Origin of the sequence: Flavobacterium sp. JAS (genome assembly GCF_020991455.1) — a bacterium.
Taxonomy (GTDB): Bacteria; Bacteroidota; Bacteroidia; order Flavobacteriales; family Flavobacteriaceae; genus Flavobacterium.
Window position 1 is genome coordinate 169,226 of the sequence record NZ_JAJMOX010000008.1, and the last position, 25,488, is coordinate 194,713.

Annotated in this window: 20 protein-coding genes and 1 tRNA gene; 12 read left to right on the forward strand and 9 right to left on the reverse strand. The window is 33.5% G+C overall.

All coding sequences use genetic code 11. The features are described from left to right. Window positions 1-165: 165 nt before the first annotated feature. Window positions 166-1,278, reverse strand: a complete 1,113-nt coding sequence (locus tag LPB88_RS13370; protein WP_230716214.1) for a serine hydrolase — start codon at window positions 1,276-1,278, stop codon at window positions 166-168. A 486-nt stretch (window positions 1,279-1,764) separates the two neighbouring features. On the opposite strand from LPB88_RS13370, the gene LPB88_RS13375 reads away from it, so the two are divergent. The 3 genes from LPB88_RS13375 to LPB88_RS13385 all read left to right on the forward strand — a co-directional run bounded on the left by LPB88_RS13375 (window position 1,765) and on the right by LPB88_RS13385 (window position 4,623). After that, complete coding sequence (locus LPB88_RS13375) at window positions 1,765-2,913, forward strand: IPT/TIG domain-containing protein (RefSeq protein WP_230716216.1); 1,149 nt, start codon at window positions 1,765-1,767, stop codon at window positions 2,911-2,913. A 239-nt stretch (window positions 2,914-3,152) separates the two neighbouring features. Continuing rightward, the gene (locus LPB88_RS13380) at window positions 3,153-3,989 is read left to right on the forward strand and encodes an AraC family transcriptional regulator (RefSeq protein WP_230716218.1); all 837 of its coding nucleotides are present in this window, start codon (window positions 3,153-3,155) and stop codon (window positions 3,987-3,989) included. An 88-nt stretch (window positions 3,990-4,077) separates the two neighbouring features. Then, the gene (locus LPB88_RS13385) at window positions 4,078-4,623 is read left to right on the forward strand and encodes a YbhB/YbcL family Raf kinase inhibitor-like protein (protein WP_230716219.1); all 546 of its coding nucleotides are present in this window, start codon (window positions 4,078-4,080) and stop codon (window positions 4,621-4,623) included. 146 nt (window positions 4,624-4,769) lie between these two features. Here the strand turns inward: LPB88_RS13385 and LPB88_RS13390 are convergent, their stop codons facing one another. After that, window positions 4,770-5,228, reverse strand: a complete 459-nt coding sequence (locus LPB88_RS13390; protein ID WP_230716220.1) for a hypothetical protein — start codon at window positions 5,226-5,228, stop codon at window positions 4,770-4,772. Window positions 5,229-5,778: 550 nt separating this feature from the next. Between LPB88_RS13390 and LPB88_RS13395 the strand changes: the two genes are divergently transcribed. The 4 genes from LPB88_RS13395 (at window position 5,779) to LPB88_RS13410 (ending at window position 8,958) form a co-directional block, all read left to right on the forward strand. Next, window positions 5,779-6,915 carry a helix-turn-helix domain-containing protein gene (locus LPB88_RS13395; RefSeq protein WP_230716221.1) on the forward strand — a complete coding sequence of 379 codons (1,137 nt, stop codon included), beginning with the start codon at window positions 5,779-5,781 and terminating at the stop codon, window positions 6,913-6,915. A gap of 88 nt (window positions 6,916-7,003) precedes the next feature. After that, the gene (locus tag LPB88_RS13400) at window positions 7,004-7,555 is read left to right on the forward strand and encodes a porin family protein (RefSeq protein ID WP_230716222.1); all 552 of its coding nucleotides are present in this window, start codon (window positions 7,004-7,006) and stop codon (window positions 7,553-7,555) included. A gap of 373 nt (window positions 7,556-7,928) precedes the next feature. Continuing rightward, window positions 7,929-8,783, forward strand: a complete 855-nt coding sequence (locus LPB88_RS13405) for an SPFH domain-containing protein (RefSeq protein ID WP_230716223.1) — start codon at window positions 7,929-7,931, stop codon at window positions 8,781-8,783. 4 nt (window positions 8,784-8,787) lie between these two features. Continuing rightward, window positions 8,788-8,958, forward strand: a complete 171-nt coding sequence (locus LPB88_RS13410) for an Arc family DNA binding domain-containing protein (RefSeq protein ID WP_082564369.1) — start codon at window positions 8,788-8,790, stop codon at window positions 8,956-8,958. 256 nt (window positions 8,959-9,214) lie between these two features. On the opposite strand, the gene LPB88_RS13415 is transcribed toward LPB88_RS13410, so the two are convergent. Further along, complete coding sequence (locus LPB88_RS13415; RefSeq protein ID WP_230716224.1) at window positions 9,215-9,412, reverse strand: hypothetical protein; 198 nt, start codon at window positions 9,410-9,412, stop codon at window positions 9,215-9,217. 716 nt (window positions 9,413-10,128) lie between these two features. Here LPB88_RS13415 and LPB88_RS13420 point away from each other — a divergent pair. The 5 genes from LPB88_RS13420 to LPB88_RS13440 all read left to right on the forward strand — a co-directional run bounded on the left by LPB88_RS13420 (window position 10,129) and on the right by LPB88_RS13440 (window position 14,719). Further along, window positions 10,129-10,200: transfer RNA gene (locus LPB88_RS13420), tRNA-Glu, on the forward strand. Between the two features lie 309 nt (window positions 10,201-10,509). Continuing rightward, window positions 10,510-11,010 carry a GNAT family N-acetyltransferase gene (locus LPB88_RS13425; protein ID WP_230716225.1) on the forward strand — a complete coding sequence of 167 codons (501 nt, stop codon included), beginning with the start codon at window positions 10,510-10,512 and terminating at the stop codon, window positions 11,008-11,010. A gap of 434 nt (window positions 11,011-11,444) precedes the next feature. Beyond that, complete coding sequence (locus tag LPB88_RS13430; protein ID WP_230716226.1) at window positions 11,445-12,539, forward strand: exopolyphosphatase; 1,095 nt, start codon at window positions 11,445-11,447, stop codon at window positions 12,537-12,539. A 167-nt stretch (window positions 12,540-12,706) separates the two neighbouring features. Next, entirely contained in the window at window positions 12,707-13,540 is an 834-nt protein-coding gene (locus LPB88_RS13435) for a helix-turn-helix domain-containing protein (RefSeq protein ID WP_230716227.1), read from the forward strand. Window positions 13,541-13,588: 48 nt separating this feature from the next. Beyond that, on the forward strand, window positions 13,589-14,719 hold the full coding sequence (locus LPB88_RS13440; RefSeq protein WP_230716228.1) for an NAD(P)/FAD-dependent oxidoreductase: 1,131 nt from the start codon (window positions 13,589-13,591) through the stop codon (window positions 14,717-14,719). Between the two features lie 98 nt (window positions 14,720-14,817). Here LPB88_RS13440 and LPB88_RS13445 read toward each other — a convergent pair whose 3' ends face one another. The 6 genes from LPB88_RS13445 to LPB88_RS13470 form a co-directional block, all read right to left on the reverse strand. Continuing rightward, window positions 14,818-15,822 (reverse strand): isoaspartyl peptidase/L-asparaginase family protein, encoded by a 1,005-nt coding sequence (locus tag LPB88_RS13445; protein WP_230716229.1) that lies wholly within the window; start codon window positions 15,820-15,822, stop codon window positions 14,818-14,820. A 188-nt stretch (window positions 15,823-16,010) separates the two neighbouring features. Beyond that, the gene (locus LPB88_RS13450) at window positions 16,011-16,913 is read right to left on the reverse strand and encodes an ROK family protein (protein WP_230716230.1); all 903 of its coding nucleotides are present in this window, start codon (window positions 16,911-16,913) and stop codon (window positions 16,011-16,013) included. Between the two features lie 102 nt (window positions 16,914-17,015). Then, window positions 17,016-18,476 carry a glycoside hydrolase family 125 protein gene (locus LPB88_RS13455; protein WP_230716231.1) on the reverse strand — a complete coding sequence of 487 codons (1,461 nt, stop codon included), beginning with the start codon at window positions 18,474-18,476 and terminating at the stop codon, window positions 17,016-17,018. Window positions 18,477-18,480: 4 nt separating this feature from the next. Continuing rightward, window positions 18,481-20,766: a GH92 family glycosyl hydrolase gene (locus LPB88_RS13460; protein ID WP_230716232.1), complete on the reverse strand. Its 2,286-nt coding sequence runs from the start codon at window positions 20,764-20,766 to the stop codon at window positions 18,481-18,483. Between the two features lie 195 nt (window positions 20,767-20,961). Beyond that, window positions 20,962-23,226: a GH92 family glycosyl hydrolase gene (locus LPB88_RS13465; RefSeq protein WP_230716233.1), complete on the reverse strand. Its 2,265-nt coding sequence runs from the start codon at window positions 23,224-23,226 to the stop codon at window positions 20,962-20,964. Between the two features lie 169 nt (window positions 23,227-23,395). Continuing rightward, on the reverse strand, window positions 23,396-25,390 hold the full coding sequence (locus LPB88_RS13470; RefSeq protein WP_230716234.1) for a glycoside hydrolase family 2 protein: 1,995 nt from the start codon (window positions 25,388-25,390) through the stop codon (window positions 23,396-23,398). Window positions 25,391-25,488: the final 98 nt, after the last annotated feature.

Sequence of the window (25,488 nt, forward strand, 5' to 3'; positions counted from 1 at the left end):
GATAATTGAATGCTTCCCGCTACTAAAACAAAAGCTTCAGAGAAATCTGAAGCTTTTGTTGTTTAATCTCCATTTGTTTAAACAATATTGCAAAGTCAGAGACGTTTGCCTTTACTTTGTATTTGATAAAAAAGGTGTTATGTAAGATTTTTTACGTCTAATTAATTAATTAATTAATAATTCGGCTATTTTATTGTTGAACATAACCCCCCGGTCACAATTTGTAAAAAAAACGTACCCATTTTGATTGGCTCTGTTAATCTTAAATCCTGACTGGAAGTCGCCATTGTTGCCTCCATGCTCATATATTGTTCCAAAGGAAACCGGCCGTATCGCTATCCCTAAACCCCAGCCAGTATCACCATTCACGAGGTAATGGGGCGATTTTTTATCTAAAGCAGTTTGTTGTTTAAACATTTCATTCACAAGGGATTTAGAGATGCCCTTGCTCTTCATCAAACCAATCAGAAAAGCCGAAAAATCTACAGCTTCCGTATGCAATCCGCCGGCAGCATCGAACCAAGTAGAATCTTGCTCCGGAAAAGAGGCGGGCCAATCCTTTTTAGAGACCTTGCTATTCACATGTCCCTTAACTTTATGATTGCTTATATAATTGTTGCCACTAAACCATGCATGTTCCATATGCAATGGTACAGCAACCTCTCTTTGGAAAAGAGGATCCAGTGTCTGTATTGATAATCCGTTCAAATGAGCGATCACTAACGATAGGTAACGGTAACCCTCTCCGGAATAAGCAAATTCTGTCCCAGGAGTAAACTTAAGATACAATTCACCGAACTTATAACGGTTTTCATCTCGCTTGTCAAAATATCGCCAGTTAGGAAATCCGGTAGTATGCGATAAAACCATCCGGGCGGTGATCAATTTGTAACGTTCATCTTTTTCAATGTCTTTATAGGGCAAATAGCGATATAACGGCGTATCCAAATCTAAAAGCTTTTTATCAACCATTCTAAGCACAAAATAAGCAAAGACAGTTTTAGACATGGATGCTGCTTCAAAAATCGACTGATCATTAACTTTCAATTTGGTTTCTTCACTGGTTACACCAAAGGACCTGTGATAAACGACTTTGCCGTTATTGATAAGGGCAAACGATAAGCCTGGCATTGCGAGAGAATCCATTTGTTTCTTGATATACTTATCCAGGTCTTCTGAATTCAGCTTTCTTCCACTTAACGTTTGCAATTGAGAATAACAATTATAGGTTAGCAGTGATAGTAGTAATACTATTATGACAGGTATTTTCTTGACCATTTTGATTATTATTTTAGTGAAGTGTGGAATAAGCCAGCTTTTTGAAGCGGTTTGTAATCATTAGACGCGAAGATGTTGCAAATGTTACGTGTTATAAAATAGCCTATCCATTTTTATATTATCATCCATTATTTTGGAAAAAGAGATTCTTCATCACTTTAGTGCGAAACACTCTAGGTAATATTAATAACTAACAATTTTATAAAAATCTTCAAAAAAGTGATTAGATAATTGAATGCTTCCCACTACTAAGGCAAAAACTTCAGAGAAATCTGGAGCTTTTTTTGTTTGTGCTATATTTACAAAAAATGTCTGTTTCAGATTACGGGTGCGAAGTCAGGAGACATTCGCACAGCTTTTCATGGGAACTCTTCGGGGAGCGGAGGGTGATATTGAAGCGACATTTAGCAACGTTATACCATCCATTTTGTAAGAATATTTTATATCTTCCCAAAAAAATCAACCATTAAAAACCAAACATTCAGAATGAAACATTTTTTTTCAATTTTAACACTATTTATTTTAATTAGCTGTTCAAGTCCTAATGGAGAAGAAGCTCAACCCCCAAATTCAGATACTCAAACCCCAACAATTCAAAGCATTTCGACTAGTTCAACTAATATAGGCGATACTATTATAATTAATGGACAACACTTTGACCCAAATTCAACTTATACTATTACATTTAATGGTACTAGTGGTCAAATTGCTCAAATTACTTCAACTACAATAAGTGTTAAAGTTCCGGTTGGTACAACTTCTGGTCCACTTCAATTAACTACAAATGGTGTAACAGTTAATGCAGGTTATATTTCTATAATTGGTCAAAATCGTCTATTCGCATACAAACAATACGGAGAAATTGTTGAATTAAATTCTGTTACAGGTGTAGAAACCAAAACCCTGGTATATGGCCCAGGATCTCACTATTTAACTGAATTAAAATATTTTGCTCCAACAAATGAAATTATTGGACAAGGATTTATTTCAAATAACAATGGAACTAACACTTACCAACTTTTTAAAGTAAAACTTGCAGACAAAACTATAAAAAACATTATTTATCCAGGTTATGACCAACTGATCGTAACAACAACGGGGAAATTATATGGGTACAAATTGTATGAAGGGATTATTGAATTAAATCCAAATACAGGTTCCGAAATTGGAAGCTTAATAAATACGGGAAGCGATCAACTTTATGGATTAATTTACAATCCTCAAACAAATGAAATAATGGGAGATAAAGGACTCCTTGACAATAATGGAAAAAACATCCATAAATTTTGCAAGATAAAACTTTCTGACAACTCAGTAACTGAAAATATTTATTACGGTTATGACGAATTAATTCCTGCAACTAATGGAAAATTATATGCCTACAGAGCAACAGAAAAAATAGTTGAACTCAATCCCGCTACTGGTACAGAAATCAAAACTTTAATAAATATTAGTACCCCAAATATCAGTAATCTCACTTATTACCCACAAACAAATCAAATAATTGGAAAGAAAATTATATATAATAATGGAATTGCCACATATAAACTTTTAAAATTAAACCTAACAAATAATTCATTATCTGAAAATAACATTATTAAGGATGATTACGACTATTTTATTGTAACCAATTAAAAACGATCATTCCGGCAGCAATAGCTACTATTCTGCTCTGCGAAGTATTCTTTTGAAGAATGTGTTTATGGTGGACAAAAGCAGATATAACATCTGAAAAATCTGGATTTTTTTTTATTTTACCCCTCTTTGTCAAACATCTCGTTGCGTCCAAGAGCGAGACGCTCGCCCCAGTAGGAGGAGCTTTTTTTGTTTATATTTATATTAATAAATCTTAAGACATACAACTAAGTAATATTATGAATACCATTATACTTCCAGATGAATTGGGTTTAGAAAATTCTCAGCTTGTTGAGATTTTTGATTATAGCACTTCGCAAGAGATATCTAAACAGCAAATCATTTTAAATCAAAATATCTTTAGTTTTTTACTTGAAGGAACAAAGGAAGTTTTTTTTGATAATTCAGCTTTATCCATAAACGATTCTAAATTTCTAGTAATGAAATCAGGAAATTGTTTGATGACTGAAAAACTTTCCGGGGATTCTAATTATAGAAGTGTCGTTTTATTTTTTAAAAATGAAATTGTATCAAAATTTATTCAAAAAAATGAATTGCATAAAATCGAATCAAAAGTATGTAAATCAGTTTATGCTTTTGAGTATGATGAATTTATAAAGCGTTTTGTATACAGTTTACTGGATATCTCAAAACTTTCAAGAGATTTACAAAAGAAAATGCTGGAAGTTAAGTTTGAAGAGATTATGTTCTACCTAATAGAAAAGTACAGAACTGATTTTCTCTACTCCTTGTCTACACACAGTGACAATGCTACACAAAAATTTACTACGATTATTGAAAGCAGCCACCTGAATAAATTGACTTTGAAAGAATTGGCCTTTTTGTGCAATATGAGTGTGTCAACATTCAAAAGAGAATTTGAAAAACATTATTCAGAATCGCCTATAAAATGGTTTCAAAATAAAAGACTTGAATTTGCACAATATTTACTGCAACAGGAACAAAAAAAGCCATCTGAAGTTTATTTCGAAGTAGGTTACGAAAATTTATCAAGCTTTACACAGGCTTACAAATTAAAGTATGGCGTAACGCCAAAACACCACCAGAGAATCTGAGCTTCTAGCTATACTTTTTGAACCTTTTTCAACAGTTTCTTTCGCCTTACTAAATCTAAATTTGCTTAAAATTTTAATTCAAAATAAAATGAAAAAAGTAAATCTAATTTTGGTACTATCCTTAATTTTTACCAGCACAATTTTTGGTCAAAAAACTTTTACATTAACCAGTAAAGCCCTAGGAGGTGAAGCATCTAAAATACAGGAATTCAACGGATTTGGTTGTTCAGGCGAAAATCAATCGCCGGAATTGCTATGGAAAAATGCTCCTGAGGGAACAAAAAGTTTTGCCATAACGATGTATGATCCTGATGCACCAACTGGTAGCGGATTTTGGCATTGGGTTGTATTTGATATTCCTGCAAACGTAAATGAATTGGTAACCAATGCAGGAACGAAAAGCAATTTAATTCCTAAAGGGGCTATTCAAAGTATTACAGATTATGGTATTAAAGGATTTGGCGGACCTTGCCCACCGGTAGGTCACGGATTTCATGAGTACATAATAACGGTTTATGCGCTTAAAACGGATAAACTTGGAACCAACGAAAATACAAATCCTGCTGTTGTAGGTTTTAATCTTTGGAACCAAACAATAGCAAAGGCAAGTATTGTTGCTTATTACAAACGATAAAAATTTAAATATTATAGTTTCAGCGTAAGACACCCCTACTCTCTGAAGTTTTCCTCGATTACGCTGCGCATTCTATGATAAAAAACAAATAATCATAGAATGCGCAGCTTTTTATAAAAACTCTTCAGAGAACGAGCGAAGATTTTCTAAGGATTTATTTCTCCTATTTTTGATCTGTCTATTCCCCAAGAATTAACTAAAGATTCTCGCATTGAATGAGCGAGGTTATATGTAGCCCTCTTACTTGGCGAAATAGAGTCATTTAAATTCATCGAATCAGCAACCTGGATCATTGCTTTTTCAATATTTTTTTCTTCGATTAAACTCAATTCTCCCCAGTATAATTCGGCAAAACGTTGCTTTGCTTTTCGAACTTCCTCTTCAGTATGAAAATCTTGAGAAGCTAAAATCGATGCATTAGTAAGAGCTTCGAGATATAACTTTTGACGCAATTCAAGAAATGGCTTTGCTGCTTCAATTTTTCTTGATTCTGCTTCTTTTTCTTTGGCGATACGAAAATTTAATACACTTAGCGTTATCCCGATAATAATACTTAAAGTCGAAATTGTGTTTCCCACTAGTTTAAACATTTCTGAATTTATCATTTTAATTATTTAAACATTATTACTTAAAATTGTCATTAATTTCAAAATAATTTTGAAGCCTTGCATATAACTTTTCACATGTTTAACTACATCAAACAAATACCAATAAAACAACAACACATTAACCAACAACTACTTACAATCAAATAAACGATTAATACATATATTAAACAATACGTATTTATACTGTTTTTTAAAATCTTTAACAGACTATATTTTAAGATAGATTATAACATTAAAATTTCCCTCGTTCCAGCAGGACAATAACTTCAGAGAAATCTGGAGCTTTTTTTGTTCATTTAGATTTACAAACAACAATGTCTGATTAAGATTACAGTTGCGAAGTCAGGAGACATTTGTCAAAGCTTGCATGAGAACTCTTCGGGAAGCGGGTTATTTTAGTTAATCATTTCTTAATCCCTTAAGAAAGTCATCAGTATTAATATAAATTCGCCTTACCAATTCGTATGAAATAAGCTATGTTTTAAAAAATGACTTATTACTATGATATCCCAAAACAAATCTTAAAAACAACTTTTAAAGTAAAAAATTGATTTATACCACACTTTTAAATATTGCGATTTTTCAGGGAATAGTCTTAGGCTTAATTATTTTAAAGTCTTCCTTATTCAATAGTAATTCAAATAAATATCTTGCATATTTAATATTTACACTTTCAATTATTTTACTGAATCATGTTTTTGAGGTTGAAGATGCATTTACTCCCTATCCCTTTCTTCGTTTTATTGACCACATCGAGTGGGTATTTCTCATTCCTGCTTTTCTATTCCTGTTTATTATAAACCGGATTGATGATACTGTAAAAAGCAAACAAAAACATTATTTGTGTTTTATTCCATTTGCGTATTCCGCTGTCCTTAATATTACACAAGATCTTGATCATGTAGCAGGAATTTATACTATTCCTGAGTCAGGCAATGATATAATCGGAATACTTGGTCTGATCCATCTTGCTTTAGCTGTTACATTCATCCCATTTCTGTCGCTTTACTCTTATTTTATGATAAGGCATTTAAAAGATTCACAGGAAAAAAAATGGATAATTACCTTATTAACAATTGTTACTTCATTGTTATTCGCTTTTCTTATTATCTATCTGGCGAGCTTATTTATTCCATTTGATCTTTCTTCTACGATGAGCATTCTGGCTTTATTTGCAGCATTTGCAATTCACTGGACAGCTTATATAGGTATATACAAATACAAACTGGCCAAAAATAAAGATGCTGTTTGCAATTTTCTAAATAATGATTTAGTTGTTTCCTATAGTAATCTGCAAATTGTAGACAATAGTACGTTACAAGAATATAGGGAATCTATCACGGCAGATAATCTTTATTTTCAAAAACTGGAAATACTTTGCAAAGATCAGCACATTTATACGGACAGTACATTAAACAGAGAAAAAGTCGCTGAAAAACTAGGCATAAGCGCGGGATATGTTTCACAAATTATAAACACGATTACAGGAGATAACTTTGCCAATTATATTAATCAATACCGAGTTGAAGCTGTTAAGGAAATGATCTCAAATTCTGAATATGAAAACTACAATTTGTTGACGATGGGATTAGAATCTGGATTTACTTCTAAAACAACTTTTTATAAAGCCTTTAAAAAAGTTACTGGTCAGACACCAAATGAATATAAAAACGCCTGCAAATAAGTACCATTTTATACAGTTTTAAGCTTTTGAAACCTTTTCTAATTTTTCTTATCCGAATTTTGGACTCAAATAATTCAAATCACATTTTATGAAAAATTTTTTATTACTAGCTGTTCTTACAGTTCTAGGATTTGCTAATGTTAATGCCCAAGAAATTAAATTTGGTGCTAAAGGAGGTTTAAATTTTGCATCTGTCAGCGGAGATACCAAAGGTACTGATGTTGTAACCGCATTTAATTTTGGTGTTATGTCAGAAATTCCAATTTCTGAAAAGTTTTCTTTCCAACCCGAAGTAATGTATTCTGGTCAGGGCTATAGTTTTAATGATAATACAGTTGCCTTAAGTTACCTGAACGTTCCTTTAATGGCAAAATATTATGTAATAAAAGGATTGAGTGTTGAAGCGGGACCGCAAATAGGTTTCTTGCTTTCTGCTAAAAATGAAAAGATAAATGTAAAAGATTCATTTAAGACTGTTGATCTTGGGGTTAATTTTGGTGTAGGTTATAAACTTGACAACGGACTTAATTTTGGTGCAAGATATAACCTGGGATTAACTGATATTAATAATGTAGAGAATTCTTCAAGTAAAGTTAAAAACGGAGTATTTCAATTATCTGTTGGCTATTTCTTTTTCTAAAACTTAATAATTCTGTAAAAACATTTTACAAATTGTATCATAAGTGTATTAATTCACCAATTCTTAGAAATCTAAAAATTTTAAATTAATCATTTGCCCTTTCAATATCTTTAAATCATCCGCAAAATGGTGCGAGAATTGTGCCTTTAGGGCTACTAGGATAAAAAGCTTCAGAGAAATCTGAAGCTTTTTTGTTATAAGTTCTTTTTAGATTTTCTTTTCAAATACAAATTACAAATCGGTATTATTTATACTTTAATCCCACCTCTTCTCTTATTTTTAAAATTATAAATTATATAAAAAAATTACTTTTGCTTTAAAATATTATATACCTTTATGATATCATTTTAATATCATTTAAATATTACTCATTATGAAAACAGAAAAAGTTTTAATACCCTTTAATGGCTATTTGGTTATTGTTATGCTATTACTATCAATCGCTGTGGCATTTTATGGCTTTATCTCAAACAACATGATATTAGCAGGAGCTTCACTTCTGCTATCTATTATTTTAATAAAGGGGTTTATTGTAATAGGTCCCAATAGCTCAAAAGTTTTATTACTGTTTGGCGATTACAAAGGAAGTATTAAACAAAGTGGTTTGTTTTGGGTAAACCCTCTTTATAGTACAACGAGTTTATCTTTGCGTGCAAGAAACTTTGAAAGCGAAAAAATTAAGGTTAATGATAAAATGGGGAACCCTATTTTGATTAGTGTTATATTAGTCTGGAAAGTTAAAGATACATTTAAGTCTACGTTTGAAGTTGATAACTATGAGGGATTCATTAGAATTCAAACAGATTCGGCTGTTAGAAAACTTGCAGGTTCTTTTCCTTATGATCATTTTGAAGATGAGAGAGCAACCGTAACATTAAGTACTAATTTTGATGATGTTAACATAGCACTTGAACACGAAGTTACGCAACGATTAGAAATTGCCGGAATAGAAGTAATAGAGTCAAGAATTGGATATCTGGCTTATGCTCCCGAAATTGCTCATTCGATGTTACGACGACAACAAGCATCGGCTGTTGTTGCCGCACGTCATAAAATTGTCGAAGGTGCAGTTGGTATGGTTGAAAGTGCTTTAAAACTATTAGCAGATAAAGAAATTATAGAATTTGATGAAGATAGAAAAGCTACAATGGTAAGTAATTTAATGGTAGTACTTTGTGGAGATAGTGAAACTAAACCTGTAATAAATACCGGTACTTTAAATCAATAAAAAGATGTCTGAAAAAAAGTCATTTGCATTAAGAATTGATTCAGAAACGATGAAAGCAATTGAAAAATGGGCTAGTGATGAATTTCGTAGTGTCAATGGTCAGATTGAGTGGATGCTTAATAATAGCCTCAAGAATGCGAAAAGATTAAAGGAAAAAAATGAACAAAAGAAATAAAACATATAGTGATTATGTAAACTAGAACTAGAGTCAAGTTTTTTTTAATCATTTACTAAATATTCCGTTACTAACTAAAGCTTCAGAGAAATCCGGAGCTTTTTTACTTTAAGCTAAAACGTAAAAAATCTAAGACTTTTATAAGGTTTATAATTTACTTGAACATCAAAAAAATTACGCAAAGTCAGTCCAGAAGGCTTTCGGGATTGCCAGCTTTTCATAAGAATTCTTCGGTGAGCCAGGCATTAAAAAACAATCAATCTATTTTTCTTGCTATAATCTTTTTTTGAACCTTAACTACATTTTCTTCTTTCTCTTTTATTTTAATAGATCCAAAATCGACGTTAAGCTCTGAAGGATTATTTTTAGTTTCAACAACTTTACCTTGTATTGTTATTTGCGCAAACAAGGAAGAGATACAAAACAGGATAGCGATAATTATTATTCTTGTCATTCTACAACCTATTAATTTTTTTCTGTCTATTTTTCTGAATTCAAAACTAGAGCAGTAAACTAGGTATGACAAACTATTACTATCGGGATTCAGGAATTCAGATATGTGTTTTCGGGAATTCCGACATCAAACCCAAACTAAATAACTAAATATCAAGTTTTTACACTTTATATTAAATGCAAAAAAAATTACGCAAAGTCGGTATCGAAGGCTTCCAGGATTGCGTAGCTTTTCATTACAACTCCTCGGAGAACGGAATTTCATCTAGCTTTACAGAATGTCTTTATCTTTGCATCTTGCCAAACAAATAAAATTTAAAATCAAAAAACTCATAAAGCCTCTAACTTTAAAAGTAATTTTTTTAGAATCTAAAGCGTGATTTCTTAATTATAATAAATTCAAAACAACATTAATTAAGAATTAACCTTAAAAAAAACAAAAGAATATTCTTTCAAAACAAATAATTTCTAATAAAACTTCAAATCTTTTTTTTAAATTATCACTTTAATAAAAGAAGAAAAAAATCTACTCTCCTTCTTTTTTCATGTAAAACAACCAATTATTAATCAAATAAATACATTTTAATTAACCAGTTTTTAGTTAAGATGGATTATTTCTAAATGCGATATTTTTACAATAACTTTAAAAAAATTATTTTAAAATCATTTTGTGTATTCCAAAATTAGTTGCATTTTTGCACCCGCATTAGCAAAACAGGCCCGTTCGTCTATCGGTTAGGACGCATGGTTTTCATCCATGTAAGAGCGGTTCGATTCCGCTACGGGCTACTAAGGCAAAGCTTCAGAGAAATCTGGAGCTTTTTTGTTTATAATACTTTATCTTTTTGTTATCCTGAATAAAGTAGAAGAAACACAACGTTTGGCAAATAAAGAATTTAGACAATCTTATCATTTTACAAAATCTCTTTTTACATTCTTTAGATAAATTACGCAAACTCATGGAACACTTTAGAGAGTGGGCGGTTTGCTCTGGTTAATTATTTTCTGTAAATTGGGCTGTATTTACAAAAGAAAAATTTGGCTATCAATTTTAGCAAAAAACTTCTAAATTATTTATCTTACTATTAATTATAATCAATGTCTACTCTTTACCAAAGCCCAAGAATAATTATTCGCGAATTTTTACCTCAGGAAAAACAAACCTTTTTAGATCTTTTTAAAGACAATCAAGTTACACAATACCTTCCTGATGCTTCACAGGAAAGATATGTGGAAATGTTTAATGAATTGCTTGAAAATTATGAAAAGAAAAATCTTAGTCGATGGGCGATATTCGATGCCACAAATAATAATTTTATAGGAATGTGTGTTGCTCGTATTTTTGTACACAATACAAGCCAAATAGAAATTGGGTATGTACTTAGTAGGGAATATTGGGGAAAAGGTATTGCGACAGAAGTTTGTAAGGCTTTAACTCAATATAGTTTTGCAAATACAAATACGAAAGAAGTTGTAGCTATAACAGATCTCAACAACAGCGGATCACAAAATGTTTTGCAAAAAGCCGGATTTGAACGATTAGATAATTTAATACGAAATCAAGAAGAACTGGCTTATTTTAAAATAGAAAGATTGTAATATCCATTATCTGTAAAATGTTCGTTGCGAATGTCTCTGCCTTTTATTGGATTTACGGTTTTTAAAAGCAAAAAAATGGCGCAATCCCGAAAGCTTTCGGGACTGACTTTGCGCCATTTTTTTATAAGAACACTCTAAAAACAAGGGAAATTAATACTTATTCCTTGGTAAATTATTTCGTTTATTATTCTTTTTCAATACGTTAGAGATAAAGAATTGAACATCATTAGCTTTAAAAACTATCTTAATAATTTAATCCCATGTTTTCTTAATAACTGCGTTTATGTTAGTAAATGTTTTTATAAATTTGCAATCCTATACGGAAACCCGTTATTTTCAATTTAAAATTATGACTTTCACATAAATACCACAACAAACTACCTTGAAGTCTTTATTCAAAAATAAATAATACCCCCTAACTACAATTAAATACAATGCTTAAAAAAAACAAATCCCAAATTTTATTTTTTATTCTTTTAAATTTATTTTTTTCCATTAATTCATTTTCCCAAAAAAATGTTTATGCCGGAATCGAAATCGGACGTAGAGCAATAAAAGTCTCTGTTCTGGAAGTAAATAACATCAAGAAAGCCGACTATGAGATTCTCTACTTCGCAAATGAGAGAATTAGTCTTGCTGATCATATTGCTTCTTTCGGTGAGCTTCCTCAGGAAGATATCAACAAAACTAGTATTATAGTTTCTGATCAATTGAAAAAAATAAGAGCCGAGTTTAAACTTCGCGAAGAAAATATCTTTATAGTAGCTTCTCCAGTTTTTGCAACTGCTCGCAACATTGATCTTTTGAAAAACAAGATTGCTACTCTAACCAATAAAAATTTTGATATTATTAATGTTAACGAAGAAGCTAAAATACTCGTTAAAGGTGCTATACCGCCTGTTGATTATTCTAATGCTTTATTGCTTGACATTGGTGCCCAAACTACTAAAGGCGGATACATTGATGAGCTTGAAGATAGTAAATTAGAGTTTATACCTTTAGAACTTGATTTTGGTACAATGACACTTACCGATGCCGTAAAAAAAACGGTTGCAAATCCAAACCAGGCTAATGATATGTCAACCTATCAGGAAAAATCTTTTGATTTTAACCCGGTTCTACGCAAGAAGATTAAAGAAATGCTTGATGCAAATCCTCTTTTATTAAAAAAAGAAAAAATCTACTTATCTGGAGGAGCTGTCTGGGCTTTTGCAACGTTATATTATGATGAAAACCTTAAAGATCACTATATTCCTTTAACTCTTGAAGACGTTATCAATTACGATGCAATCCTGAAAAATAATTTCGTCAAGTTTACTAATCTTGCTAAAACCAATAAAGAGATGGCGAGAGTTTTGAGCACATACGACCAGAAATACCTTATTTCGGCAAATAATATACTTCAGAACTTACTGGAAGGTATTCCAAATTTAGAAACAAAGAAAATATACTTTGTTAAGGACGGACAAGTAACATGGCTTATGTCATACATTGCAGATCGTTCTAAAAAAGTAAATACTAATTTTTAAAGGATCTTCTTTACAACATTACTAAACAAAGCTTCAGAGAAATCTGGAGCTTTGTTTAGTTATAATAAACTCCTACTTTCTCCCATCCTTAATTCTACAAAATAGTTTTTCATAACTTTGTTTTATAATCTTACAAAAAGCCTTTATCTTCATAACTAATACAAAACATGAGATCTTTCCACACTTTACACCAAGAATTTGAAGTTCCCGAAGAATTGCAGGGTATGATAAAATGCTTTTGGTATGACAAAAGTGGCTTTGGAGAAGTCGAATCCAGTTTTGAAATAATGCCCGATGGCTATGCCGAAATTGTTTTCCATTTTGGGAATCCTTGCAGTATTTCTATTCATGGGGATTTTCAGCCGTTGCCTTCGCCTTTTATAATGGGATTACTCAATCAGCCTGCGGTTTTAAGAACAAAAGGTTATTTAGAAATTATCGGAATCAGATGTTTTCCATGGACCGTTTTTGATTTGCTTGGTTTGCCTTCTGAGAAAAATGCTTCCTCTATATTAAAACATCCAATCGCTCAACTTCAATCTACTTTAAGTGAATGCATTCGTGCCAATAAAATTGATGAAGCAATTGCTCTTGTTCAACACTATTTTTTAAATTCACAATCGCAAATTCCTCTTGACAGTACATTATTCAAGGCAGGATTTGCAATGAGAGACGCAAATGGTAATATGCCTGTAAATAAAGTTGCCGCTGCAGCGCACGCAACAGTTCGTACACTGGAAAGAAAATTTAAACAATCCTCTGCCCATACCGTCAAAGATGTTTCGGCTTTGATGCGTTTTGAGCAGGTAAGAAACCAACTGTGGATTGATCCAAATTCTAATATCTCTGCCTTGGCTCAGGATCTTGGCTATACAGATCAATCTCACTTAAGCAGAGAATTCAAACGCTACAGCGGTACTACTCCGGCAGCATTTGCACGAAAAGCAAAAAAAGAGAAACAAGCCATAAACAGTGATTTTGTCGCATTTGTACAATCCTAACATAATAGTATTCCTGAATTTTGTATTTCAATATTACAATACAAAATCATGTTACTAAAAGATAAGAAAGTAGCCATTATTGGCGCTGGACCAGTTGGACTTACAATGGCAAAATTATTACAACAAAACGGAATTGATGTCGCAGTTTACGAAAGAGACAAAAATCCTAAAACCCGAATCTCAGGCGGAACTCTTGACCTTCATAAAGGCTCTGGACAAGATGCAATGAAAAAAACAGGATTGCTTGAAAACTATTATACAAAGGCAATAGCTATGGGAAGAATCGTAGCCAATGAACAAGGAGAAATATTATTTTCTAAAGAGCTTTCGCCCGAAGAACAATATGATAATCCCGAAATAAACAGAAATGATTTAAGACAATTATTACTAGATAGTTTAGCACCGGAAACTGTTTTCTGGGATAGAAAATTCACAGAACTTGAAGAACAAAACGGGAAATGGATTTTACATTTTGAAAACAATATAACCGCAACCGCAGATTTTATTATTGGTGCAAACGGCGGAATGTCTAAAGCCAGAAAATTTGTTACCGATGCTGAAATCGAACACACAGGAACTCTTATTATACAAGGAGAAGTACTTGAACCCAAAACATCATGTCCGGAATTCTACCAACTTTGCGACAATAAAATACTTATGTCTTCCAGTAATGGTAATTTATTAGTAGCCAATTCTAAAAATGGCGATTTATTAACCTATAATGTAATTTTCAAGACGCCCCAACAATGGTCTCAGAAAAACCAATTAAATTCTCATAATAGAGAAGAAATTGCCTCTTTTCTTGAAAACAAATTCTCAAATTGGCATGAATGTTACAAAGAACTATTTCGTGCCACATCTTCTTTTATTCCTGGACCAACAAGAAAAATAACATTAGAGATTCCATGGAAAACGAATCGTCTTTTGCCTATAACTCTTATTGGAGATGCTGCACATATAATGCCTCCCTTCGCAGGTCAGGGTGCAAATACGGGACTGAAAGATGCCTTGATTTTATCCGAAAATCTAACAAACGGAAAATTTGAAACTCTCGAATCTGCTATAAGTGATTATGAAAAACAAATGTTTGTTTATGCAAAAAAAGCGCAACTTGAAACCAGCAATAATGAAATAAAAATGCATGATCCCAATTTTTCTTTTCAGATATTCTATCAATAAGAAATACTCAGCTTTTAGAAGAAAAAATGCGCAAAGCCAAAGACTATTGCGCATTAAAAAACAATTAACCCTATCGACAGGATTAACTAAAAAAATCTTTATTTCAGGAAATAATCGGCGTCGATTAATTTGTTTCCTGTATCATCATATACTGCATAATTAAAACCACCCTGAACGCAATAAGAACCGTATTCTCCTGCTTTGTTCAAGGCTATAAAACCTACCTGAATATCTTTTAAATCTTTGTTTCTGTTCTTGGTTAATTTCACAATTCTTGCAACGGCTTCTTCACAAGCTTGTTGAGGTGATTTACCTTGTCGCATTAATTCCACAACCAAATGACATCCCGAAATTCTGATCACTTCTTCGCCGTGACCGGTTGCTGTTGCTGCGCCAATTTCATTATCAACATATAAACCTGCTCCAATAATTGGGGAATCTCCCACACGTCCGTGCATTTTAAAAGCCATTCCGCTTGTAGTACACGCACCCGAAAGATTTCCTTTAGCATCTAAAGCAATCATTCCAATGGTATCGTGATTTTCAATATTCGCAATTGGTTTGTATTTACTGTCTTTCAGCCATTCTTTCCATTCTTTTTCAGACTCTTCTGTTAATAGGTTTTCTTTTTTGAAACCTTGCGCTAATGCAAATTGCAAAGCTCCATCACCAACCAACATAACGTGAGGCGTTTTTTCCATTACCGCCCTCGCAACTGATATAGGATGCATTATATATTCTAAACAAGCAACAGAACCTATATTGGCATTTTCATCCATGATACAAGCGTCTAACGTTACTCGACCATCTCTATCAGGACGTCCGCCATACCCCACACTTCTTTCTTTTGGATCGCCTTCTGGAATTTTAACTCCGGCTTCGACAGCATCAAGAGCGCTTCCATTCTTTTTTAAAACTTCCCAGGCAGCTTCATTTGCTGGGATTCCAAATCGCCAGGTAGAAAGTACAATTGGCTTTTTTCCTTTTTTAGAAACTACAACTTTTTCTTCTTCAGATGATTCCGAATTAAAAGATTGCAATGCCACAGCTACTGAAGCTATTGCTGCCGTTTTTATAAAATTTCTGCGGTTTGAATTTGTCATATTAAATTTTTTTTAAACCATATAAGTTATATAAGATCATTTAAGCTGGCTGTTTATAGCTACTCAAAATTAAATCATATAAGTAATATTTAGAACATTTCCAGTTATCTATATCTGACTAAAAAATAAAACCAAGTTATCAAAAATTCTTTTTACATGAACTTATATAACTTATATGGTAAAATAATCTAAGCTGTATAAAGCAAACTTGTAGCGCCTAATAAAGCTGCAATTTCATTATCTGTCGAAATTGAAACATCTACATTGCTTCCTGCTTCTTTTATTTTTTTGTTGAAAACAGGCAAGAAAAACTCACTGGCATTTGCAATTTTTCCTCCAATAATAAAACTGTCGGCTGAGAAATTTTCTAACCAAGGAATCACAATTGCGGCTAAATCCTCTCCCATTTTCTCAAATACTTTTATTGCCATTTCATCTTCGGCTTTAGCCAGATTAAAAAGTTCTAATCCGTTGCTTAATTTTTTTCCGCTTAAAGCGAAATAACCCGCTATAAGTCCGCGTGCCGAAACGTAATCTTCAGCAATACCTTCTTTGTATGGAAGGTCGTATATTTCTCCATCTTTTGGTACTAAATCTCCAGTACTAATTGATTCTCCTTTATCTATAAAACAAGCGCCAAGTCCTGTGCCTAATGTGATCGCCATTACTTTTTTAGAAAGGTTTTTAGCGTCTTTAAAAACTTCGCCTTTACCAAAACAAACCGCATCATTTTCGAAAAGAATCGGAAAATCATTTGAAAGCTTCAATTTATCCTGAAACAAATCCCGAACATTTAATCCGTAAAAATGCTCGTATTTAGATTGTCCTTTTATCCAGCAAACTCCATTAGTATAATCAAACGGGCCCGGCATACAAACTGCCAAACCTGTTGTATTATCTACTTTAGAATTTTCGATAGAAATCCTGATTGCTTTTTCCCAAATAGTCATCACTTCTTCCACCGGCAAATTAGAATCAAATGACTCTTTATGCAGGGAGAAGTCAATCACTTTCATGTCTATTATATCTATAATCGCTGCGGTGATATGTGTGCCTCCAATATCCAATCCAACGGCATATTCTTTATTCATTCTTTTATATTTAGAATCTATTTTGAGCCATTAAAGGATTAAGTTTTTTAAGTCTAATTACTTCATTTTTCTTAATCTCTTACTGGTTTAATATTTTTTAGTTTAAATGTTTTTGTCTTTTAAAATTTGAGGATAATGAATACTCGTTTGAACAATCATTTCTCCAAATAAGGTATTTGCCCAAGCAAACCATTTTCTGGTGAACTTAGTCACATCATCTTTATGAAATGACTCGTGCATAAATCCGGTATCGGCATTTGTTTTGATCAAATTGCTAATACAATGTTTTATTTCATTTTCATCGACACTCGTAATGGCTCTCAAAACAATACTCATTGGCCAGATGGTGTCTGCTCCTGTGTGCGGGCCTCCAACACCTTCGCCTGCTTTTCCTTTATAGAAAAACGGATTATTTTCTGAAAGTACCACTTTTCTGGTATTTAAATAAAGTGGACTGTCCGGTTCGATTGCGCCTAAATATGGTAATGATAATAACGAAGGAACATTGGCATCATCCATCATATGGAAGCTTCCGTATCCGTTTACTTCAAAAGCAATGATTTTTCCGAATTTTGGATGATCTATTACCCCGTTTTCTTCTAATCCTTTCTGAACTTGTCCTTGTAATTCTTTGGCTTTAGCTACTAAATTATCATCTTTTAATGCTGGTAAAGAGAAAATTTCCTGGAGATATCCAAGTACTTCAATCGCAAACATATTACTCGGAATTAAATATCCGAACAATGTACTGTCATCACTTGGTCTGAAAGTCGAAACGATTAATCCGCATGGTTTTACCGGATATCCGTAACCGCTTAAAGGCACGCCATCTGTAGCCCAAGCCGTTACTCTCTGGAAATTATAAGGTCCTTTATCTGTCCAGCGTTGTTGCTCTTTGAATGTTTGTAAAACCAAAAGCATCGCTTCTTTCCACTTACTGTCAAACAAACTAATATCTCCGGTTTCTTTCCAATATCCGTGCGCCAATCGTATTGGATAACACAAACTGTCAATTTCCCATTTGCGTTCGTGGATTCCAGGTTGCATTTTGGTCATGTCATTTTTCCATTCGCTTACCTGATTAAAATCTTTATAGAAAGCATTCGCATAAGGATCTAACAAAATACATTTGGTCTGACGGTTGATTACTCCTTTTACCAATTCGGCAAGTTTTTTATCTTCTTTTACAAACGGAATATAAGGCCATATTTGTGCTGTACTATCACGCAACCACATCGCATCAATATCTCCTGTAATGACATAAGTATCCGGTTTTCCGTCGATGATTTCAAAATCTACCGTTGTGTCTAATGTATTAGGAAAACAGTTTTCGAATAACCACGCCAATTCCGGATTTGCGATTTGTTTTTTGATTCTAACAATTGCGGCTTCAACGGCTTTACTCGTAAATTTTCTTTCGGCTAATGGTGGTCTTTTGGTAATAAAATCTTTTAACGCAAAATTGAAAGCGTCAGATTGCATTCCGAAAACATCGGTTTGAAGTGCCAATAATCCTGCTGAAAATATCCCTGTATTTTTTATAAATTTTCTACGTGATTGCATAGTATTATTTTGAAGTTGAATAAGAATATGGATAGGCACTTGCCGAAGTTCCTCTTTGTAAATTAGGCTTGCTGCTCATGTCAAAGTTTAATTCACCGCCTTTTAATACATCAAAATGATTGATGAAATTTTTAGTGTGAGTTGCATTATTCCATTTTAATTCCTGAACATATTTGTTGGTTTCAGAATTATTTGGTGCATTTATAACAAACTCTTTTCCGTTTTCTAACTTTAAGGTAAGTTTCTTAAATAATGGTGCTCCAAGAACATATTCGTCTGTTCCGGGACAAACCGGATAGAATCCCATTGCTGAGAAAATATACCAGGCTGATGTTTGTCCATTATCTTCGTCTCCGCAATATCCATCAGGAGTTGGTTTGTACAAACGGTTCATCACTTCTCTTGACCAATATTGTGTTTTCCAAGGTTCGCCTGCATAATTGTACAAATAAATCATGTGCTGAATTGGCTGATTTCCGTGAGCATATTGTCCCATATTCATAATTTGCATTTCGCGGATTTCATGAATAACTGATCCGTAATAACTATCATCAAAAACTGGAGGTGTTGAAAAAACAGTATCTAATTTGGCTGTAAATTTTTTCTCTCCGCCCATTAAATCAATCAAACCTTGCACGTCATGAAAAACGCTCCAGCTGTAATGCAACGCATTTCCTTCGGTAAAAGCATCTCCCCATTTAAGCGGATTGAAATTCTTCGGAAAACTTCCGTCCTTATTTCTACCACTCATAAAACCAATTTCTGGATTATAAAGTTTTTTATAATTCATCATTCGTTTTTCGAATAAACTGATTTCTTTTTTCGGACGGTTTAAGGCTTTCGCTAATTTCCAAATTGCAAAATCATCATACGCATATTCTAATGTTCTGGCTGCATTTTCGTTGATTTTTACATCATAAGGAACATATCCTAAAGTGTTGTAATACTCCACTCCTTTTCTTCCCACAGCTTCTAATGGACCTTCGTTATTGGCTCCATGCAACAAGGCTTCGTATAATTTATTGATGTCATAACCTCGTAATCCCTTCATATAAGCATCAGAAACTACAGATGCTGAGTTATTCCCAACCATTACATCTCTAAATCCTGGGCTTGACCATTCCGGCAAGAAACCACCTTCTTTGTAATCGTTGATTAATCCTTCCTGCATTTCTTTGTTGATCGAAGGATAAACTAAATTTAACATAGGATATAAGGCACGAAATGTGTCCCAAAATCCTGTTCCGGCAAACATATAACCCGGCAAAACATTCCCGTTATACGGACTGTAATGCACTGTTTCTCCTTTTGCGTTTATTTCATATTGTTTCTGCGGAAAACAAACTGTTCTGTACAAACAAGAGTAAAATGTTTTTAGTTGTTCATCACTTCCACCTTCTGCAGTTAGTTTTCCCAGAACTTTATTCCATTCTTTTTTAGATTCGCCAACGGTTTCTTTGAACGAAGCTGTTCCTAATTCGCTCTTCAAATTCAATTCGGCTTGTTCCGGACTTATAAATGACGAAGCAACTTTTACATTTACGATTTCTCCTTTTTTAGTTTTAAAACCTACTACTGCACCAACATGATTGTCTTTTAGTTCTAGTTTGTCTTTTTCTAAAACTTTGTCATGCCACGTATAATTTGTTGCAAATGGCTTATCAAATTGCAATACAAAATAGTTCTTGAAATTTTGCGGAACTCCACCACTATTGCGGGTTGTGTAACCAATAATTTTATTTTCTGAAGGAATTATTTTAATGTAAGATCCTTTGTCAAATGCATCAATTACAATTGAAGATTGTTCGTTTTCCGGAAATGTAATCTGAAAATGCGCTGCTCTTTCTGTAGTTGTAATTTCTGTCGTAACATCATAATCGGCAAGATATACGCTGTAATAATACGGTTTAGAAACCTCCGCTTTATGGCTGAACCAACTTCCTCTTTCGTCTTCTGCAAAAGTCAATTTTCCGGTTACCGGCATGATTGAAAACTGTCCGTAATCGTTCATCCAAGGCGATGGCTGATGCGTTTGTTTGAATCCTCTAATTTTATCTGCGGTGTAAATGTATGCCCATCCGTCACCCATTTTTCCAGTTTGCGGCGTCCAGAAATTCATTCCCCAAGGTCTGCAAATTGCCGGATAGGTATTTCCGTTTGAAAGACTGTGCAAAGATTGTGTTCCCATTAATGGATTCACATATTCTACCGGATCTAAAGTTTTGACTTGTGCATTTACGAAAACGCAACATTGCATTATCCCTAAAAAAATTAAACTTTTTATTTTCATGTTCTATTTTATTATCCTGCAAGGTTTTTAAAACCTTGTAGGTATTATATTTTTATTGTGACTTGCCGACTTGCAGAGCTTTGTCAAAGTTTAAAACTTTGACAAAGCTTACGTAAACCTGAAAACTTAAAATATACCTACAAGGTTTTAAAAACCTTGCAGGAAACTTAACGTTCCTACTTCTTAAATCTAAAATCAAAGAGGCCTATCTTCTTTCTTCACTCCAAAAGTTGTTGATGGTTTACTTCCCATAAACAATTTCAACTCTCCTCCTTTTACAATCATATCATGCGTAATGTATGATTTTGTATAAGGTTTTCCGTTATACTCTGCTTTTTGAATATAGATATTTGTTTTGCTATTATCGATTGCATTCAATTTAAATGAAATTCCTTCTTTATGATGAATTGTCGCTGTATTTACCAACGGACTTCCTAAAACATAAATTCCGTTTGCAGGATTAACCGAATAGAATCCCATTGAAGATAAAACATACCAAGCCGACATTTGTCCTAAATCTTCGTTTCCGCATAATCCGTCCGGTTTTGTCGAATAGAATTTATCGTCGATTTCACGGATTAGTTTTGCGGTTTTCCAAGGTTGTCCCGCGTAGGCATAAAGATATGGGATATGGTGATTTGGTTCATTTCCTTGCGCATATTGACCAATTAATCCACTGATGTCCGGTGAAATTTCTTCTCCTTCTACTTTGTCTGTGATTAAGAAAAGTGAATCTAATTTGGCTAAAAATTTATCTTCGCTTCCAAATAATTCAATTAAACCATAAGGATCTTGTGGAACCAACCAAGTATATTGCCAAGCATTTCCTTCTACATAATCGTCTTTACGATGCGCTGATGAAAGAGGATTGAAAGGTGTTCTCCAGTTTCCATCCGTCAATTTACCTCTCATGAAAGTCGTTTCTTTATCGAAATACAATTTGTATAAATTGGCTCTTTTCGTGAAGTAATTATAATCATCTGTTTTGCCTAAAGATTTTGCCATTTGAGCTACGCAATAATCATCGATCGCATATTCTAAAGCATTTCCAACAGATTCTAACATTTTATCAGCAGGAATATATTCAAGTTTCTGAACATAATCCATTCCGTCGCGGGTTTGCATTGCTGTTTTTTTAATAGCTTCGTATGCCAATGCTGTATCGTAATCTCTATAACCTTTCATGTAAGCATCTACAATAACAGCAATCGAGTGATTTCCGTTCATGGTATTGGTTTCATTACCCATTAAATGCCAAACCGGCAATCGTACTTGTTGCTCGTAAATCGCCAAAAATGTTTTTACAATATCATTGATTTTATCCGGATGTGTGATCGTGTATAAAGGATGTAATCCACGGTAAGTATCCCAAAGTGAAAAAGTAGTGTAGTTTGTAAAATTTGCTTTTTCGTAAACTTTTTTATCTGTTCCTCTATAATCTCCATTTACATCGTTGAAGATTGAAGGCGCAAACATGGTGTGATACATCGCAGTATAAAAAACTTTCATGGTTTTATCGTCTGCTTTGATCTGAATTTTATTTAATTCTTTGTTCCATTTTGAAGTCGCTTCTTTTGCTACAGCATTAAAATCCCAACCCGGAATCTCCGCTTTTATATTTGCAGAAGCGTTATCATAACTTACTGGAGAAATCCCCACTTTTACTAAAACTTGTTTATTTTTTAAGTTTTTAAAATCCAAAACAGCTTTCATTCTTACTGCTTCGCCTTCACTTCCTGAAACTGCAGTTGCATTATCATATAAAGCTATATTCGAAATTGGCTCAGAAAATTCCATCGTAAAGAAAATACGCTGATCAGCAGCCCAGCCCGCAGAATATCTATAACCAACAAGAGTCGTTTCATTAATTTTTTTGATGAACGTTTTTACCGGTTTGTCCCAACCAATTCCGTCTGCAAGGTCTAATAAAACGTGATTATCTGTCGCAGCATTAAAAGTATATTTATGAAAACCTACTCTTTCGCTGGCTGTTAACTCGGCTTTGATTTTGTATTTATCTAATAAAACACTGTAATATCCTGCTTTACTTACTTCGTTTTTATGCGAGAAATAAGAACCATAACCAGTTATCATATCTTCTTTTGTCCCTTTGGTAAGTGGCACTTTTCCTGATACCGGTAATAATAGAATATCGTTTAGATCTCCAATTCCTGTTCCGCTTAAATGCGTGTGCGTGAATCCTAAAATGGTATTACTAGCGTAGTTGTATCCGCTGCACCAATCCCAACCTTCAAAAACATTTACAGGCCCTAATTGTACGGCTCCAAACGGAACATTAGCTCCAACGAAAACGTGACCGTGACCTGCTGAACCGATATACGGATTTACATATTGAGTGTAATCTAAATTGGTTTGTTTTGCTTTCTTTTCCTGTGCGATTGCAGGCAAATTAATTAGCATAATTATGGAGAAAACAATGTGCTTGTATTTTGTAATCATTTTATTCATTTTTTATTTTATTTGCGTGATGGCACACGGATTTTTTTTAATCGCAAAGTTCGCAATCCCGATAGCTATTGGGATACGCAAAGGTCGCAAAGTAGACGCCTGCTTGCTGTGCGTCTCTACGAAAAAACCTTTATCACTTTGTTCCTTTGAACCTCTGCACCTAGTAATTGTACCTTTTAAGAACATCATAAAGAGAATAAATTCTCACTTCTGGCTTTGTTATTTTTCCTTCAAATGTAATTGTTCTTTCTTCGCCTGCTTTTAAACTGAAGTAATTATCGCTCCATTTTCCAGTATATCCTTTTATGGAAACATTGACATATTTTGCATCTTTTAAAGCTTTCAGCGTCAGTTTATTTCCTTTTAATACCCAGGTGATTTTTGGATCATCGAGTTTTAAACTTATCGGACGTGTTAAATCAATTTCCGGAGTTTTATCATCCCGATATGCTTCTTTCATGGCGTACCAAGCCGCTTTGGGCTGGCGATCATAATAATCGGTTACACTCCAACTTGCTACCGGCCAGCAATCGTTCAATTGCCAAACTAATGTTCCCATATTATATGGCGCTTTTGAACGGTGAATTCCGATAATATTTTTAAGGGAATAATATTGTAAACATTGTGTCAGATACGTATAATCCTCAACATTCATTTTCTTTATTTTGGTCGAATCAATGAAATATCGGTTCAAATACGAATCTAATTTCAGAAATCCTTTTCCGGCTTTTTGATGCGCCTGCAAAATATCCGAATATAAATATCGGTCTTCAGGTTGCGTAAATCTTTCGATGGACGAATAATTTGGCATTGCCTGCATTCCATATTCACTCACAAAACGACCTGTTTTATTCTGTACGGCTTCAACGTCTTCTAGTCCCCACCAAGTTCCCCAATAATGGCTATCTCCCTCGGTAAGGCTTTTTGCTTTTGACCAGTGAAATGAAGGTGATGAACTAATGTAAGGTCTTTTAGTATCGACTTCTTTTACCCATTTTGGGATACTATCCTGAAACAAACGAACATAATCTTTCCATAAACGAATTGAATCTTGTTTGGGCATTTTCATGCTTTTTTGCCATCCCCAATCTTTAAAGGCTTCATCGATTTCATTATTTCCGCACCATAAAACAATACTTTTATGATGACGTAAACGCTTCACCTGATACTGAACTTCTTTTTTTACATTGGCAAAAAAAGCATCATCTCCCGGTACCATTGTTCCGGCAAACATAAAATCCTGCCAAACGTAGATTCCGTTTTTATCGCACAAATCATAAAAATAATCGTCTTCATAAATACCTCCGCCCCAAACGCGCAGCATGTTCATGTTGGCATCTTTGGCCATTCCAATTACTTTTTCGTATTCTTTTTTGGTTACTCGAGATAAAAATGCATCTGACGGAATGTAATTGGCTCCCTTCATATAAACCGGTTTTCCATCTATTTTAAAATAGAATGTTTTTCCAACATTATCCGGTTCTTGTACCAATTCGATTTTTCGATCTAATACATAAGGTTTCTCTGGAGTTTTTTTATCGTAAGCTTCTAATCGTGGTGTCTTCCAAATTCCGCAAGTGGTGAATTTTGGTCCCCAATCCCATCCAAAATGATATTGCGCTTTACGCACATAAGCACGAGGATTATCCGGAATTACAAATGGTAAATCTTTTTTGGCCAATGAATCCACAACGTTTTGTGCCGATTTAAATACAATTACCAAATCGTTGTTTCCTGATTTCAAGATCTTTTTTACATCTACACGCCATTGCAAGAACATATTATCGGCTTTAAGAACCAATTGATTGTTCAAATAAACGGATGCATAGGTATCTAATCCGTCAAAAACAAGATCTGTATTTTTCTTTTTTAATGTTTCCGGAGTTACTTTAAAAGTGGTTTTATATTCCCAGTCTTTCTTTTCGATCCATTCTAATTTTTTCTCATTATCACGGTAAAATGGATCTGGAATTGCTTTGTTATTCAATAAATCGGTATGTATTTCTCCAGGAACTGTTGCAGGGTTCCACTTTTCAGTTTTTGTTTCCCGATACTGCCAACCCGTTTTTATATCTATATTTTGAGCATTTGCCGCCAATGAAAAACTGGCAATACAAATACCTACAAACCAATAAAAGCTTTTTTTACATTCCATTTTTACTGAATAATAAATTATATCAATTTTAAACTAATCGCCGGCAGTTAGAGAAGGATAATTGCTATTTCACAACTATTTCCTTCTCTTTTAGGTTT

Bases quoted from the DNA above. Each gene is read 5' to 3' on its own strand.
- LPB88_RS13470 (WP_230716234.1), bottom strand. From the start codon at position 25,390: ATGGAATGTAAAAAAAGCTTTTATTGGTTTGTAGGTATTTGTATTGCC.
- LPB88_RS13405 (WP_230716223.1), top strand. From the start codon at position 7,929: ATGAAAACAGAAAAAGTTTTAATACCCTTTAATGGCTATTTGGTTATT.
- LPB88_RS13415 (WP_230716224.1), bottom strand. From the start codon at position 9,412: ATGACAAGAATAATAATTATCGCTATCCTGTTTTGTATCTCTTCCTTG.
- LPB88_RS13445 (WP_230716229.1), bottom strand. From the start codon at position 15,822: ATGACAAATTCAAACCGCAGAAATTTTATAAAAACGGCAGCAATAGCT.
- LPB88_RS13385 (WP_230716219.1), top strand. From the start codon at position 4,078: ATGAAAAAAGTAAATCTAATTTTGGTACTATCCTTAATTTTTACCAGC.
- LPB88_RS13390 (WP_230716220.1), bottom strand. From the start codon at position 5,228: ATGATAAATTCAGAAATGTTTAAACTAGTGGGAAACACAATTTCGACT.
- LPB88_RS13435 (WP_230716227.1), top strand. From the start codon at position 12,707: ATGAGATCTTTCCACACTTTACACCAAGAATTTGAAGTTCCCGAAGAA.
- LPB88_RS13465 (WP_230716233.1), bottom strand. From the start codon at position 23,226: ATGATTACAAAATACAAGCACATTGTTTTCTCCATAATTATGCTAATT.
- LPB88_RS13380 (WP_230716218.1), top strand. From the start codon at position 3,153: ATGAATACCATTATACTTCCAGATGAATTGGGTTTAGAAAATTCTCAG.
- LPB88_RS13425 (WP_230716225.1), top strand. From the start codon at position 10,510: ATGTCTACTCTTTACCAAAGCCCAAGAATAATTATTCGCGAATTTTTA.
- LPB88_RS13455 (WP_230716231.1), bottom strand. From the start codon at position 18,476: ATGCAATCACGTAGAAAATTTATAAAAAATACAGGGATATTTTCAGCA.
- LPB88_RS13375 (WP_230716216.1), top strand. From the start codon at position 1,765: ATGAAACATTTTTTTTCAATTTTAACACTATTTATTTTAATTAGCTGT.
- LPB88_RS13430 (WP_230716226.1), top strand. From the start codon at position 11,445: ATGCTTAAAAAAAACAAATCCCAAATTTTATTTTTTATTCTTTTAAAT.
- LPB88_RS13410 (WP_082564369.1), top strand. From the start codon at position 8,788: ATGTCTGAAAAAAAGTCATTTGCATTAAGAATTGATTCAGAAACGATG.
- LPB88_RS13450 (WP_230716230.1), bottom strand. From the start codon at position 16,913: ATGAATAAAGAATATGCCGTTGGATTGGATATTGGAGGCACACATATC.
- LPB88_RS13370 (WP_230716214.1), bottom strand. From the start codon at position 1,278: ATGGTCAAGAAAATACCTGTCATAATAGTATTACTACTATCACTGCTA.
- LPB88_RS13440 (WP_230716228.1), top strand. From the start codon at position 13,589: ATGTTACTAAAAGATAAGAAAGTAGCCATTATTGGCGCTGGACCAGTT.
- LPB88_RS13400 (WP_230716222.1), top strand. From the start codon at position 7,004: ATGAAAAATTTTTTATTACTAGCTGTTCTTACAGTTCTAGGATTTGCT.
- LPB88_RS13460 (WP_230716232.1), bottom strand. From the start codon at position 20,766: ATGAAAATAAAAAGTTTAATTTTTTTAGGGATAATGCAATGTTGCGTT.